General features: G+C 61.0%; 15 protein-coding genes. 8 read left to right on the top strand and 7 right to left on the bottom strand.

Annotation, left to right across the window (positions count from 1 at the left end):
* Positions 1-241 precede the first annotated feature (241 nt).
* The 4 genes from petA to ATY78_RS08565 all read left to right on the top strand — a co-directional run bounded on the left by petA (position 242) and on the right by ATY78_RS08565 (position 3,730).
* Complete coding sequence (petA, locus tag ATY78_RS08550) at positions 242-820, top strand: ubiquinol-cytochrome c reductase iron-sulfur subunit (protein ID WP_088681918.1); 579 nt, start codon at positions 242-244, stop codon at positions 818-820.
* Positions 821-834: 14 nt separating this feature from the next.
* Positions 835-2,115: a cytochrome b N-terminal domain-containing protein gene (locus ATY78_RS08555; protein ID WP_088681919.1), complete on the top strand. Its 1,281-nt coding sequence runs from the start codon at positions 835-837 to the stop codon at positions 2,113-2,115.
* Positions 2,116-2,140: 25 nt separating this feature from the next.
* Positions 2,141-3,022 carry a cytochrome c1 gene (locus ATY78_RS08560; RefSeq protein WP_088681920.1) on the top strand — a complete coding sequence of 294 codons (882 nt, stop codon included), beginning with the start codon at positions 2,141-2,143 and terminating at the stop codon, positions 3,020-3,022.
* Positions 3,023-3,187: 165 nt separating this feature from the next.
* A complete protein-coding gene (locus ATY78_RS08565; protein ID WP_088681921.1) occupies positions 3,188-3,730 on the top strand; it encodes an adenine phosphoribosyltransferase in 543 nt (180 codons plus the stop codon).
* Positions 3,731-3,748: 18 nt separating this feature from the next.
* Here the strand turns inward: ATY78_RS08565 and ATY78_RS08570 are convergent, their stop codons facing one another.
* Together ATY78_RS08570 and ATY78_RS08575 are read right to left on the bottom strand one after the other, a co-directional pair.
* The gene (locus tag ATY78_RS08570) at positions 3,749-4,216 is read right to left on the bottom strand and encodes a MaoC family dehydratase (RefSeq protein WP_088681922.1); all 468 of its coding nucleotides are present in this window, start codon (positions 4,214-4,216) and stop codon (positions 3,749-3,751) included.
* A complete protein-coding gene (locus ATY78_RS08575; protein ID WP_088681923.1) occupies positions 4,213-4,701 on the bottom strand; it encodes a MaoC family dehydratase in 489 nt (162 codons plus the stop codon). The genes ATY78_RS08570 and ATY78_RS08575 overlap by 4 nt, the downstream gene beginning before the upstream one ends.
* A 192-nt stretch (positions 4,702-4,893) precedes the next feature.
* Between ATY78_RS08575 and ATY78_RS08580 the strand changes: the two genes are divergently transcribed.
* The gene (locus ATY78_RS08580; protein ID WP_088681924.1) at positions 4,894-5,970 is read left to right on the top strand and encodes a hypothetical protein; all 1,077 of its coding nucleotides are present in this window, start codon (positions 4,894-4,896) and stop codon (positions 5,968-5,970) included.
* Positions 5,971-6,101: 131 nt separating this feature from the next.
* Here ATY78_RS08580 and ychF read toward each other — a convergent pair whose 3' ends face one another.
* Positions 6,102-7,205 carry a redox-regulated ATPase YchF gene (ychF, locus tag ATY78_RS08585; RefSeq protein WP_088681925.1) on the bottom strand — a complete coding sequence of 368 codons (1,104 nt, stop codon included), beginning with the start codon at positions 7,203-7,205 and terminating at the stop codon, positions 6,102-6,104.
* A gap of 139 nt (positions 7,206-7,344) precedes the next feature.
* On the opposite strand from ychF, the gene ATY78_RS08590 reads away from it, so the two are divergent.
* The 3 genes from ATY78_RS08590 (at position 7,345) to clpS (ending at position 8,405) form a co-directional block, all read left to right on the top strand.
* Positions 7,345-7,602: an AbrB/MazE/SpoVT family DNA-binding domain-containing protein gene (locus tag ATY78_RS08590; protein WP_088681926.1), complete on the top strand. Its 258-nt coding sequence runs from the start codon at positions 7,345-7,347 to the stop codon at positions 7,600-7,602.
* Complete coding sequence (locus ATY78_RS08595; protein WP_088681927.1) at positions 7,599-8,000, top strand: type II toxin-antitoxin system VapC family toxin; 402 nt, start codon at positions 7,599-7,601, stop codon at positions 7,998-8,000. Before ATY78_RS08590 ends, ATY78_RS08595 begins: the two co-directional genes overlap by 4 nt.
* Before the next feature lie 93 nt (positions 8,001-8,093).
* Complete coding sequence (gene clpS, locus ATY78_RS08600; protein WP_088681928.1) at positions 8,094-8,405, top strand: ATP-dependent Clp protease adapter ClpS; 312 nt, start codon at positions 8,094-8,096, stop codon at positions 8,403-8,405.
* A gap of 6 nt (positions 8,406-8,411) precedes the next feature.
* Here the strand turns inward: clpS and ATY78_RS08605 are convergent, their stop codons facing one another.
* From ATY78_RS08605 to ATY78_RS08620, 4 genes are all read right to left on the bottom strand, one after another.
* Positions 8,412-8,873 carry a GNAT family N-acetyltransferase gene (locus ATY78_RS08605; RefSeq protein WP_088681929.1) on the bottom strand — a complete coding sequence of 154 codons (462 nt, stop codon included), beginning with the start codon at positions 8,871-8,873 and terminating at the stop codon, positions 8,412-8,414.
* On the bottom strand, positions 8,870-9,601 hold the full coding sequence (gene pth, locus ATY78_RS08610) for an aminoacyl-tRNA hydrolase (RefSeq protein ID WP_088681930.1): 732 nt from the start codon (positions 9,599-9,601) through the stop codon (positions 8,870-8,872). The genes ATY78_RS08605 and pth overlap by 4 nt, the downstream gene beginning before the upstream one ends.
* 92 nt (positions 9,602-9,693) lie before the next feature.
* Entirely contained in the window at positions 9,694-10,407 is a 714-nt protein-coding gene (locus tag ATY78_RS08615; RefSeq protein WP_088681931.1) for a transporter substrate-binding domain-containing protein, read from the bottom strand.
* 24 nt (positions 10,408-10,431) lie between these two features.
* The gene (locus tag ATY78_RS08620) at positions 10,432-12,783 is read right to left on the bottom strand and encodes an EAL domain-containing protein (RefSeq protein ID WP_088681932.1); all 2,352 of its coding nucleotides are present in this window, start codon (positions 12,781-12,783) and stop codon (positions 10,432-10,434) included.
* Positions 12,784-12,867: the final 84 nt, after the last annotated feature.

Raw genomic sequence — 12,867 nt, forward strand, 5'->3', positions numbered from 1 at the left:
TGCCGGCTTTTTTGTTGCAATGCAGCATAATGGCAAGCGGGTGTTTGCCGTAAAAAATTCATCGGAAATTTCCCGCGACATTGTGCCCTCATCCCCTTGTCAAGGCTGGACATAATTTGCGATCAAGCTTAGAACGCGCCGGATTGCCGGGGAATCTATGGCCGAATTGTGTCCAGAGAGATTCGTTGGTAGAGGGGGCAGGGCGGAATTCCGCGATAATTGCGCAGAGGATGGTTAAGCCGTGAGCGAACACGAAACGACAAGCGAGGCTTCGACAGAGCCCACTCGCCGTGATTTCCTTTATCTCACCACTGGTATGGCCGGCGCCGTCGGCGCAGCAGCGGTCGCATGGCCGTTCATCGACCAGATGCGCCCGGATGCGTCGACGCTGGCGCTGGCTTCCATCGAAGTCGATGTCGCGAGCCTCGAGCCCGGCATGTCTTTGACGGTGAAGTGGCGCGGTAAGCCGATCTTCATCCGCAACCGCACGGCTGAGGAAGTCAAGGCCGCCGCCGACGTTCCGATGTCGGATCTCAAGGACCCGGTGGCCCGCAATGCAAACCTTCCTGCCGACGCTCAGGCAACGGGCGTCGACCGCTCGGGCGGCGAAGGCAAGGAAAACTGGATCGTCATGATCGGCACCTGCACCCATCTCGGCTGCGTTCCGCTCGGCCAGGCCGGCGAATACAATGGTTGGTTCTGTCCCTGCCATGGCTCGGTCTACGACACGGCCGGCCGCATTCGGAAGGGTCCCGCGCCTCAGAATCTGGCGATCCCGACCTTTTCATTTGTGTCCGATACCAAAATCAAGATCGGTTGAGGGGAGACTGATTCATGAGTGGCCATTCCAGCTACGAACCATCAACCGGCTTCGAGAAATGGGTCGACGCGCGCCTGCCGCTGCCGCGCATGATCTATGACAGCTTCGTGGCATATCCGGTTCCGAGAAACCTGAACTATGCCTATACTTTCGGCGCCATGCTCTCTGTGATGCTGGTCGTGCAGATCCTGACGGGTATCGTGCTCGCCATGCATTACGCCGCAGACACGATGATCGCCTTCAACTCCGTTGAAAAGATCATGCGCGACGTCAATCACGGCTGGCTGCTGCGCTACATGCACGCCAACGGCGCATCCTTCTTCTTCGTCGCCGTCTACCTGCACATCGCCCGCGGCCTCTATTACGGCTCCTACAAGGCGCCGCGCGAAATCCTCTGGATCCTCGGCGTCGTCATCTACCTCCTGATGATGGCGACCGGCTTCATGGGCTACGTTCTGCCCTGGGGGCAGATGTCCTTCTGGGGCGCGACCGTCATCACCGGCTTCTTCTCGGCCTTCCCGATGATCGGCGAATCGCTCCAGCAGTTCCTGCTCGGCGGCTTTGCCGTCGAACAGCCGACGCTGAACCGCTTCTTCTCGCTGCACTACCTGCTGCCCTTCATGATCGCCGGCGTCGTCGTGCTGCACATCTGGGCGCTGCACGTCACCGGCCAGACGAACCCGACGGGCGTCGAGGTCAAGACGAAGACGGACACGGTGCGCTTCACGCCCTATGCGACGATGAAGGATGCGCTCGGCGTCTCGGTCTTCCTGCTGGTCTATGCCTATTTCGTCTTCTACATGCCGAACTTCCTCGGCCATGCCGACAACTACATCCCGGCCGACCCGTTGAAGACGCCGGCCCACATCGTTCCGGAATGGTACTTCCTGCCGTTCTACGCGATGCTGCGTTCGATCACCTTCAACATCGGCCCGATCGACTCCAAGCTCGGCGGCGTGCTCGTCATGTTCGGCGCGATCATCGTGCTGTTCTTCCTGCCCTGGCTCGATACTTCCAAGGTTCGCTCCGCGGTCTACCGTCCCTGGTACAAGCTGTTCTATTGGCTGTTCGTGATCAACGCGATCATCCTCGGCTGGCTCGGCTCTCAGCCGGCGGAAGGGAGCTTCGTCATCATCTCGCAGATCTGCACGCTCCTCTACTTCGCCTTCTTCCTGGTTGCCATGCCGGTGCTCGGCCTCGTAGAGACGCCGCGCCGCATCCCGAACTCGATCACCGAAGCGGTGCTCGAGAAGCGCACCAAGACAGCTGCCGCCAGTGCAGCGGCCAATGCGTAAGCGCGCGACGGAAGGGAACAGAAACATGAAAACGCTTGTTGCAAGCATTCTCTCGCTCGCTCTCGTGGCCGGTCTCAGCAGCGCTGTCCTGGCCGAGGAGGCGCCCGCCGAAGGTGCGGCTCCGGCTCATCACGCGGAAGGCGAGACGCCGCATTATCCGCTGAAGCATCCGAAGGAGGAGGAGTGGTCTTTCGCCGGTCCGTTCGGCCATTACGACAAGGGCCAGCTCCAGCGCGGCCTCAAGGTCTACACGGAGGTCTGTGCGGCCTGTCACTCGATGAAGCTCGTGCCTTTCCGCATGCTCGGCGAACTCGGCTATTCCGACGCGCAGGTGAAGGCCTTCGCTGCGAATTACGAGGTCCAAGACGGTCCCAACGCCAGCGGCGAGATGTTTACCCGCAAGGCGGTGCCTTCCGATTACTTCCCGTCGCCTTTCCCGAATGCCGAAGCCGCGGCTGCGTCCAACAATGGCGCGGCTCCGCCCGATTTCTCGCTGATCGCCAAGGCTCGCGCCGTCACCCGCGGCTTCCCGCAATTCGTTTTCGACATCTTCACCCAGTATCAGGAAGGCGGCCCGGATTATATCCATGCACTGCTGACCGGGTATGAAGAGCCGCCGGCGGGTTTCCAGGTGCCGCAGGGTGGACATTATAACCCTTATTTCAATGCTGCCGCCGTCCTCGCCATGCCGAAGCCGCTCTCCGATGGTCAGGTGACCTATGACGATGGCGCGCCGGCGACCGTCGACCAGTATTCCAGGGATGTTTCCGCCTTCCTGATGTGGGCTGCCGAGCCGCATCTCGAAGAGCGCAAGCGCACCGGCTTCATGGTCATGGTCTTCCTGGCGATCTTCAGCATTCTGATCTATCTGACGAAGCGCTCGGTCTACGCCAACAAGGAACATTGAGCGTTTCTTGCCTGAATTCGAAAGGCGGCTTGCGAGCCGCCTTTTTTGTGCCTGCCGCTCTGCATTGATGCCAGCCGGCAATCCCTTCGGAAAACCGCTTACACTTTTCGGCTTCATGATCTAGGGTGCGGGCCGTTTCTTGCCCTCGCAGAATATGGACTTTCCATGAACAATACGCTTTCGGAGCTCGCCGCCAGCATCCGCTCCATTCCCGACTATCCCAAGCCCGGCATCATTTTCCGCGACATCACCACGCTGCTCGGCAACCCCCGCGCTTTCCGCCGGGCGGTCGACGAACTCGTGCAGCCCTATGCGGGCACGAAGATCGACAAAATCGCCGGCATGGAGGCCCGCGGCTTCATTCTCGGCGGTGCGGTGGCGCACCAGCTTTCCTCGGGCTTCGTTCCGATCCGCAAGAAAGGCAAGCTGCCGCATGACACCGTGCGTATCGCCTACAGCCTGGAATATGGCGTCGACGAGATGGAGATGCACCGCGATGCGGTCGAGCCCGGCGAGAAGGTGATCCTGGTCGACGATCTGATCGCCACCGGCGGCACGGCCGTGGGGGCGACGCAGCTTCTGCGCCAGATGGGCGCGGAGGTTGTCGGCGCCTGCTTCGTCATCGACCTGCCTGACCTTGGCGGCCGCAGGAAGCTGGAAGAACTCGGCGTCAACGTGCACACGCTGGTCGAATTCTCCGGGCACTGAGCCTGTATTCCGACGGCGTCAGTCGAATTCCAGCACACCGCTTTCGAAGCGCATGACGGGATCGCCGTTCTGATTGACGCCTTCGCAGAGAATGGTGTTGAGGTGCCAGCCCGGCCGCGACGTGAGCGGCCGGCTGGAGAGAAGGGTGACGGAATAGGTCACGACGTCGCCTGCAAAGACCGGCCGCAGCCATTGCAGCTTCTGAAAGCCGGGCGAGGGGCCGAGGTTCGGCGCCGTCAGGCCTCTTTCCCCAAGCGCGATGCTTTGCTTTTTCCAGAAGGCGAGGAAGGTCCGCATCCAGGCGGCCGTGGTGTGCCAGCCCGAGGCGCAGAGGCCGCCGAAAAGGGTGTCTTTCGCGGCTTCCTTGTCGATATGAAAACGCTGCGGATCGTAGCGTCTGGCAAAGCGGATGATGTCTTCCTCGGTAAAGGCATAGCTGCCGATCTCGGCCTTCTCGCCGAAAGGGTACAGTTCGGACATTCTCATGCCGGCAGCTCCGAGCTCATGCTGGTGTCCTGCTGAGGGCGCATGCGGATCATGATCGAGTTCTCCGAGAGGCAGATGAGTTCGCCGCGCTGGTTTTCCACCGCATGGCGGAACTTGACGATGCCCATGCCCTGGCGCGAGCGCATCGGCCGGGCTTCGAGAACGCTCGAATGGCCCTGCAGCGTATCGCCTGCGAGCACCGGCTTTCGCCATTCCATCAGATCGATGCCCGGCGCGCCCTCGCAGAGCGCATTCAGCACGTAGCTGTCGGCCATCATGCGCATGAGCATCGCTGAGGTATGCCAGCCGGAGGCGGCGAGTCCGCCGAGAATGCTGGCGCGGCCGGCAGCCTCGTCGAGATGCATCGGCTGCGGATCGAACTCGCTGGCGAATTCGATGATTTCTTCGGCGAGCACCAGCTTGGGGCCGAGGAGGAAACGGCGTCCGGGCTCGAAATCCTCGAAAGACAGCTTTTCTGCCGACATTTTCTCCTCCGCCATATGCAGCGCCTGGAACAGGATGTTCTCAGGCCGCTCGGCCTAAAATCTAAATCCTGTTCTACATTAAAGAGTTAGAGCATGATGTTATCCGAAAACCGCTTACGCTTTTCGGCATCATGCTCTAGTGCTTACAATAGCATTCGCGCGGGCTCAATGATTCCGGGGAGATAAACCGGCATGACGGAACTGAGGTCGATACTTGACGAGGCGGCGCGCCAGGGGCTGATTTCGCCGGAAGCGGGCGGGCGGCTTCTGCCGTTCCTTGCAGAGCGCGGCGTGGCCGTCGTCGCCGGGGCGGCGCCGGCAGCCGCCGCCGCGGGGCAGGCATGGTCGGATACGGAGACGCCGCGTTTCGTGCGGGGCTTCCATGACGTGCTGATCACCATCGGCGTCATCGTCGCGCTCGTCGGCCTCTGGGGGCTTGCGCCTCTTTACGCCGTGCCGGTGGCCATCATCGTGCTTTCGGAAATTCTGGTACGCCGCCAGCGGCTCGCCCTGCCGGCGGTCAGCCTGGCGATCGCGCTGTTCTGCTGGATATTTTTCCTGATGTCCCGCGTCTTTACGCCTTGGACCTCCGAAATCGGAGCGGATTTGACACAGTTCGTCGCCGGCTTTCCGATCATTCTCGGCGTCTACTATGCCCGCTATCGCGTGCCGTTGTCGCTGGCGCTCACTATTATGTCGACGCTTGCTTTGGTGCTCACCCTGCTTTTGCGCCTGGTGCAATGGCTAAGCGGCAATCCCGCGTTTTTCGTCGATCATCTCGGCGTGCTGGCCGCGGTCGCTTTCGTCTGCGCGCTCGGCCTCTTCGCGACGGCGCTTTATTTCGACCTCGGCGACCGGCTACGGCGGACGACGCGTTCGGATATCGCGTTCTGGCTGCATCTCGGTGCGGCGCCGGCGCTGCTCTACAGCACCGTCTCCCTGCTGTCGTTCGGGGAAGGCGGTCGTATCTTCGACTTGGCGAACATGTCGGCCCGGACGCCCGTGGTCGTCGCGACCGTGGCGGCGCTGATGCTGATCGGCCTCGTCATCGATCGCCGCGCCTTCGTCACTTCGGGGCTGCTGTCGCTCGGCGTTGCGATCTTCAGCGTCGTCCGGAAGGGAAATGCGACTGTCGATACCTACATCTTCACGACGCTGATCGTCGTCGGCGCGATCGTGCTCATTATCGGAACGGGCTGGATGCCGCTGCGCCGGCTGGTGCTCAGGGCACTGCCGCCTGCAATCGCGAACAGGCTGCCGCCCGGCTAGAGCATGATGCCGAAAAGTGTGAGCGGTTTTCGGGCGACATCATGCTCTAACTTATTAATTTAGAACAGGATTCAGATTTTAGGCCGCTTCGGCCTAAAATCATCCTGTTCTTAGGCGGCAGCCAACTCCGATCAGGTGTTGAAGCGGAAGTGGATGACGTCTCCGTCCTGGACGACGTATTCCTTGCCTTCGTCGCGCGCCTTGCCGGCATCTTTCGCGCCGACTTCGCCGTTGAATTTGATGTAATCGTCATAGGCGATGGTGTTGGCGCGGATGAAGCCCCGCTCGAAATCCGAATGGATGACGCCGGCGGCCTGTGGGGCCTTGGTGCCGCGCTCGATCGTCCAGGCGCGCGTTTCCTTCGGACCGACGGTGAAATAGGTGATGAGGTGCAGCAGCTTGTAGCCGGCGCGGATCAGCCGGTCGAGACCGGCCTCATCGAGATCGAGGGCGGAGAGGAATTCCTTGGCTTCCTCTTCAGCAAGCTGGGCGACCTCAGCTTCGATCGCCGCCGAGATGATGACGGTTTCGGCACCCTGTTCCTTTGCCATGGCGGCGACGGCGGCGGTGAATTCGTTGCCGGTCGAGGCATCGCCTTCGGCGACGTTGCAGACGTAGAGCACCGGATGCGAGGTAAGCAGGTTGAGGCCCTTGAGGATGGCAATCTCCTCGGCATCGAGCGTCGACAGCAGCGTGCGCACCGGCTTGCCTTCGTTGAGCAGCTTCAGCGAGGCTTCCATGATCGGCAGCATTGCCATGGAATCCTTGTCTTTGCTGGTGGCACGCTTGCGCGTCTGCTCGGTGCGGCGTTCCAGGCTCTCGAGATCGGCGAGCATCAACTCGGTCTCGATCGTTTCGGCGTCGGCGACCGGGTTGATGCGGCCCTCGACGTGGGTGATGTCGCTGTCTTCGAAGCAGCGCAGCACATGCACGATGGCATCGACTTCGCGGATATTGGCGAGGAACTGGTTGCCGAGGCCTTCACCCTTCGAGGCGCCGCGCACCAGGCCGGCAATGTCGACGAAGGAGATGCGGGTCGGGATCAGTTCCTTGGACTTGGCGATGTCGGCCAGCTTGCGCATGCGCGGATCGGGCACGGCGACTTCGCCGGTGTTCGGCTCGATGGTGCAGAAGGGGTAGTTCGCCGCCTGTGCAGCCGCCGTTTTGGTGAGCGCGTTGAAGAGGGTCGATTTGCCGACGTTCGGCAGACCGACGATGCCGCATTTGAAGCCCATGGCTTGATGTCCGTGTTTGTGAAAACTTTGCCCCTGCCTATGGGGGAACACCTTTCCCCGGTCAAGGGTCCATGAAATTAAAGCGCCATTGAAAGTAAGGCAAAACTGCCTTACTTTCAATGGAGGCAGGAGTGGTGTGATGGTCAGGCTCAAGGTTACGGCGAAAGGTCAGGTGACCCTCAAGAAAGAGGTTCTCGACCATCTCGGGATAGCGCCCGGTGATGAGATCGAGATCGATCTCCTGCCGAGGGCCAGTGGAAATATCCATGCGATCAAATCGACGGTGCCTATCGAGCGTCTGTTCGGCATGTTTTCTCATAAGGCCGACAGAGCCTATTCCATCGACGAGATAAATGAAGTGATCGAGGCTGGATGGGCTGGCGAGGATAAGGTTTGAAGGTCGTCGTCGATACGAACATTCTCGTGCGGATGTTCACGCGCGACCATCCTGTCGAAAGTCCGAAGGCAGAAGAGTTCCTCCGGTCCTACCGGATCGTTGTGCCGAACCAAACGCTTTGTGAATTGGCCTGGGTTCTTCGACGGCTCTATAAATTCGACGCAGCTGAGGTGAAGCAGGCGCTGACGTATCTCGCAGAGGCGGAGACGGTTACGCTCGATCGTGCCGCTGTTGCGAGCGGTCTTTTATTCCTGGAGGCCGGCGGCGATTTCGCGGATGGCATCATTGCGCTCGAAGGCGAAAGACTCGGCGGAGAAAGTTTTGCGACATTCGACAGGAAAGCCGCTGCCATTCTTCGAAAAGCCGGCCAGAATTGCCTCCTGCTCTCCGTTGACTGATATTTACGTCATTGAACTGCCGTGCTGACGGTGCAATATAGTCCGGCGGATGTTTCTTCCGCCTTTTCATGTCATCAACGGGTGGATTTTCCGATGAGTGACAATGACGTTGCCCTGAAACCGAAGACCAAGGGAAAGCCGAAGCTGGACAGGCCGAAGCTCTACAAAGTCATTCTCGTCAACGACGATTATACGCCGCGCGAATTCGTCATCGTGATCCTGAAGGTCGTTTTCCGCATGAGCGAGGAGACCGGCTATCGGGTGATGATGACGGCGCATAAGCTCGGCTCCTGCGTGGTCATCGTCTGCGCCAGGGATATTGCCGAGACCAAGGCCAAGGAGGGCATCGACCTTGCCAAGGAGATGGGCTTTCCGCTGATGTTCACCACCGAGCCTGAGGAATAGCTGGGTTCAGGGCCGGCGGATCTGATAACCCGTCTTGTCCTGCAGGAAGCCGCAATTCTCGTAGAAGCGCAGCGTCGCCGGGTTCTTGGAGCCGGTCAGCAGCATCACCTTGTAGCAGCCGGCCTTCCAGGCCTCGGTCACGGCATGGTCGATGACCGCGCCGGCGTAGCCATGCCGGCGATGATCGGCATGGGTGACGACGTTTTCGATGAGCGCGTAGGAGGCGCCATTCCGCGTCAGATTTGGGACGACGATCAGCGTGGCGGTCGCAGCCGCGAAACCGTCCGCAAAGCCGATGAACAGGGTCATGCCGGGCTGAGCGAGAATGGCGGAGAAGCGCTCCTCGGCCACGGTCTTGTCAAGGACCGGATCGGCCGGGTTCAGATGTTCGTAGAGGGTGGCCAATCCCGGGAAATCGCCGGCGGCGGCCGGACGGATGGTAAAATCCTGGTCCGGCATCCGGCTCATTCTCCCTTGTTGCCGAACATCTTCTTCAGCATCTCGGCCATCGGGCCGGTGGTTGGCAGCTTCGGCTGATTGCTGTTGCGGGCCTGGCGGATATGCGACTGGCCTGCCGGCTTCTTATCGCTATCCTTGCTTTCCTTTCGCGGCTTTTCTTCCTCGGCCTTGCCGCCGAGCGCCAGGGCGATCTTGTTCATCAGCTGCGAATCCTCGTTTCGCACCAGCATATCGGCATTGTCGGCGAGCGTATCGAGAAGCGGCTCCACCCAGGCCCTGTCGGCCTTGGCGAAATCGCCGAGCACGTGGTTCTGCACCATTTCCTTGACGCCGGGATGGCCGATGCCGAGGCGCAGCCGCCGGTATTCCTTGCCGCAATGGGCGTCCAGCGATTTGATGCCGTTGTGGCCGCCATGGCCGCCGCCGGTCTTCAAGCGCGCCTTGCCCTGGGGAAGGTCGAGTTCGTCGTAGATCGCGACGAGGTCGGCGGGCTGGAGTTTGTAGAAGCGCATTGCCTCGCCGACGGCTTCGCCCGAGAGGTTCATATAGGTCTGCGGCTTAATCAGCAGCACCTTTTCGCCACCAAGTTCGCCCTCGGCGATCTCGGCCTTGAACTTCTTCGACCAGGGCGAGAAGCTGTGACGGCGATGAATGGCGTCGACGGCCATGAAGCCGATATTGTGGCGGTTGCCGGCGTATTTGCCGCCGGGATTGCCGAGACCCGCGATGATCAGCATGGCCTGTCGTCCTCGCTTAAGCTTTTCCGACGTTCACCACCCGGAAACGGGAGCAAAGTCAAGCGGAAAGGGCAATGACGTACCGAGCGGCATCAATCCGACAGGTTCATGCCGTATTTCTGGAAGATCTGCTTCTGGTCGCCGTCGGCAATCAGTTTGTTGAGCGCCGCCTGCATCTTGGCGAGCAGATCGTCCGGAAAACTTTTCTCGCAGGCGATCCCCATCGGCTGGGCGGAGAGCACGGTCACCAACTCCACCGGCTGGTCGGCCTTCAGCTTGTCGAAATAGAGTTCGGAGATCGGCATCATGTCGATGCGCCCGCTCAGGAGCTTGCGCAGCGTCGCGTTGAAGTCGCTGGCGACATCGAGCTTGGGGAAGCCCTTCTCCTTCAGGATCGTCTCGGTATAGTCCTCGCGCTGCGTGCCGACCGTATATTTCTTCGCCTCTTCCAGATTGGCGGCGGTGACGCCGGAGCCCTTGCGGGTGATCAGGATGTTGCGGTCGATGAGCAGCGGCTCGACCCATTTGAACAGCGGGTCGCGCGCGCTGTTGTGAGCGGTGGCGAAGACGCAGGTCATCGGCACCGTGCGGGCAAGGCTGAAAGCGCGCGCCCAGGGCATGACCTCGATCGTGTAGTCGACGCCGATTGCGGCCATGACCTTTTCGACCTGTTCGACCGTCGCGCCCTTGATCTCCTTGCCTTCACGATAGTTGAAGGGGGCGTAGTCCTCGGTGGTGAAAGCCACGGTTTGCGCATGGGCGGCGCAGGGCAGCGCCAGGCAGGCGAGAAGCAGGAGCTTTTTCATCGGATCATCTCCTTGGTTCTTCGATCACGAGGCGCGGGCGACGTCGGACTGCGACCCCACCAGTTCCTCGATGAGCTTGGCTGCATGCTGCGGGCGATGGAAGAGGTAGCCCTGGCCGTAGTCAAGCCCCATCTGGTGGAGCGTGCGGCATTCCTCTTCGGTCTCGATGCCCTCGGCGATGACGGTGCAGTTCATCTTGTGCGAGAGCGTGGTGATGCCTTCGATCAGCATGCGGCTCTTCTGGCGCACATCGTCGTCGCCGTCGTTGATCGCACGGGTGAAGGACTGGTCGATCTTGATGATGTCGACCGGGAAACGGTTGAGGTAGCTGAGCGACGAGTAGCCGGTGCCGAAATCGTCGAGCGCGATGCGGCAGCCGAAGCGGCGCAGTTCGGTGACGATCATGCGGATCTGCGGATTGTCGTGCATCAGCACCGCTTCGGTGATTTCGACGACGATGCGTTCGGCGCGGATGCCGTGGCGGCCGACGATGGCGGCAAGGCGGGCCGGCAGCGCCGGCTCGAACTGCAGCGGCGAGAAATTGATGGCGAGATAGGTATCCTGCATCCCCGGTATGCGGGAAATCTTCGCCAGGTTGGCGATCGCCTTTTCCATGATGACGTTGCCGACGCGGACGATCTTTGCCGTCTCCTCGGCGACGTTGATGATCTCGGCCGGCGGCATCAGGCCTTTTTGCGGATGGTTGAGGCGCATCAGCGCCTCGAAGCCGGCAATGCCGCGGCCGTTCAGGTTGACGATCGGCTGCAGGAAGGCCTCGAACCAGTTCTCGGCGAGGCCGGCTTCGATATTGGCCTCGATCTCGGCGCGGCTGCGGGCGCGGTCGAGCATGGCGTTGTCGAAGAGCTGCGAGCCGTTCTTGCCGTCGCGTTTCTTGGCGTACATCGCCATGTCGGATTTCTGCAGCAGCTCGGCGGCTGTCGTGGCGTGGCTGGGATAGACGGCGATGCCGATCGAAGCGCTCAGGTGCATGTCGGGGCCGAAGGGCGTGTCGAAGATCGAGGCGATCTGCTCGCACATCATCCTGGCGCGCTTCTCGGCGTCCTTGGCCGGCAGCAGGATGGCGAATTCGTCGCCGCCGAGGCGGGCGGCCTCGTCGGAGGGCGCAAGATGCGTCTTAAGGCGCTCGACGAGCTCGATCAGCGCCATGTCGCCGGCGGCATGGCCCATATTGTCGTTGATCCACTTGAAGCGGTCGAGATCGACGAAGAGGCAGGCGAGCTCATGTCCGGCGGCGTCGGCGGCGGCAATCTTGCTGTCGAGGACGGCTTCGAAGCCCTGGCGGTTGAGCAGCCCGGTCAGGTGGTCGGTGATCGCCTGGCGATGATTGCGGTCCTCGGAGGCCTTGAGCTCGGTCACATCGGTCATGACGGACAGCGAGAGACGGTCTTGAGCGCCGGCTTCCGCTTCCGATTCCATGATGAGCACGTCCATGATGCGGCCGTCCATGCAGACGAACTTGACGGTGACGGCCATGCCGTTTTCCGCCTCGCGGCGCTTGACGAACCTGTCGCGGGTGTTGGGGGTGACGAGGTTGGCGAAGTTGCGGCCGATGACGGAGGCGCGGTGATATCCCGTGGCGAAAAGCCAGTAGTCGCTGACGGCGGTGATGCGGTCTTCCTCGTCGAGCGAGAAGAGCATGGCAGGCGTCAGATTGTAGATGTCGGTGGCGCGGCGATGGGCGAACTTCAGCTCCTTCTCCTCGCTTTCGAGCTTGGTCTGCATCTCGTTGAAGCTGCGGGCGAGTCGTCCCATCTCATCGTTCGACTGCCAATCGACGTGATGACGGGAGCCGAGCTGGCGGGTGGCCTCGATTGCGGCCGTCAGCCGCATCAGCGGCTGGATGACGAAGATGCGGTTGCCGATCAGCGCCGTGCCGAAAACGGTCAATACCGCGAAGATGAAGATCGAGATGAAGACGACCTCTTCCTGCTTCAGGCCGGAAAACAAGCCGAGGGCGGGATAGTAGACGCTGATGCTGCCGAGGTTCTTCGGGCCGTCGACGGTATTGTAGATGATGGCGCGCGAGACCTGCACGAGCTTGCCGTCGAAGGAGCGCGGAATGGTGGATTGGCTGACGTCGAGCTGGCCCGACTGGTCGCGCACTTCAACCTTGACGATTGCGCCCTGGGAAACGACCGTCGCGCTGATCTGGGTCACGCTGTCCTCATCGAGGTCCCAGAGGGGCTTGGCCAGCGCCTGGGCATTGGCGACAAGAAGAACGGAGATATGGTCTCGTATTTCCTTGTCGGCCCGTTCGGAGGAAAGAAACAGGAAGAGAACAAAGAGGGGGGCGACGAAGACGAGCAGCGCTCCGCACACTATCGCAAAAAATCTGTTCTCAACGGAATTGTTCATGGTTCCGTCTACTCCCCCTGGACCGGCCCTGTTTGCTGTCGCGCTTCAGGACGGGCTTCTTCTCAGCTGACGGAGCATGCTTTC

Origin of the sequence: Rhizobium sp. R635 (assembly GCF_002211285.1) — a bacterium.
Lineage (GTDB): Bacteria > Pseudomonadota > Alphaproteobacteria > Rhizobiales > Rhizobiaceae > Rhizobium.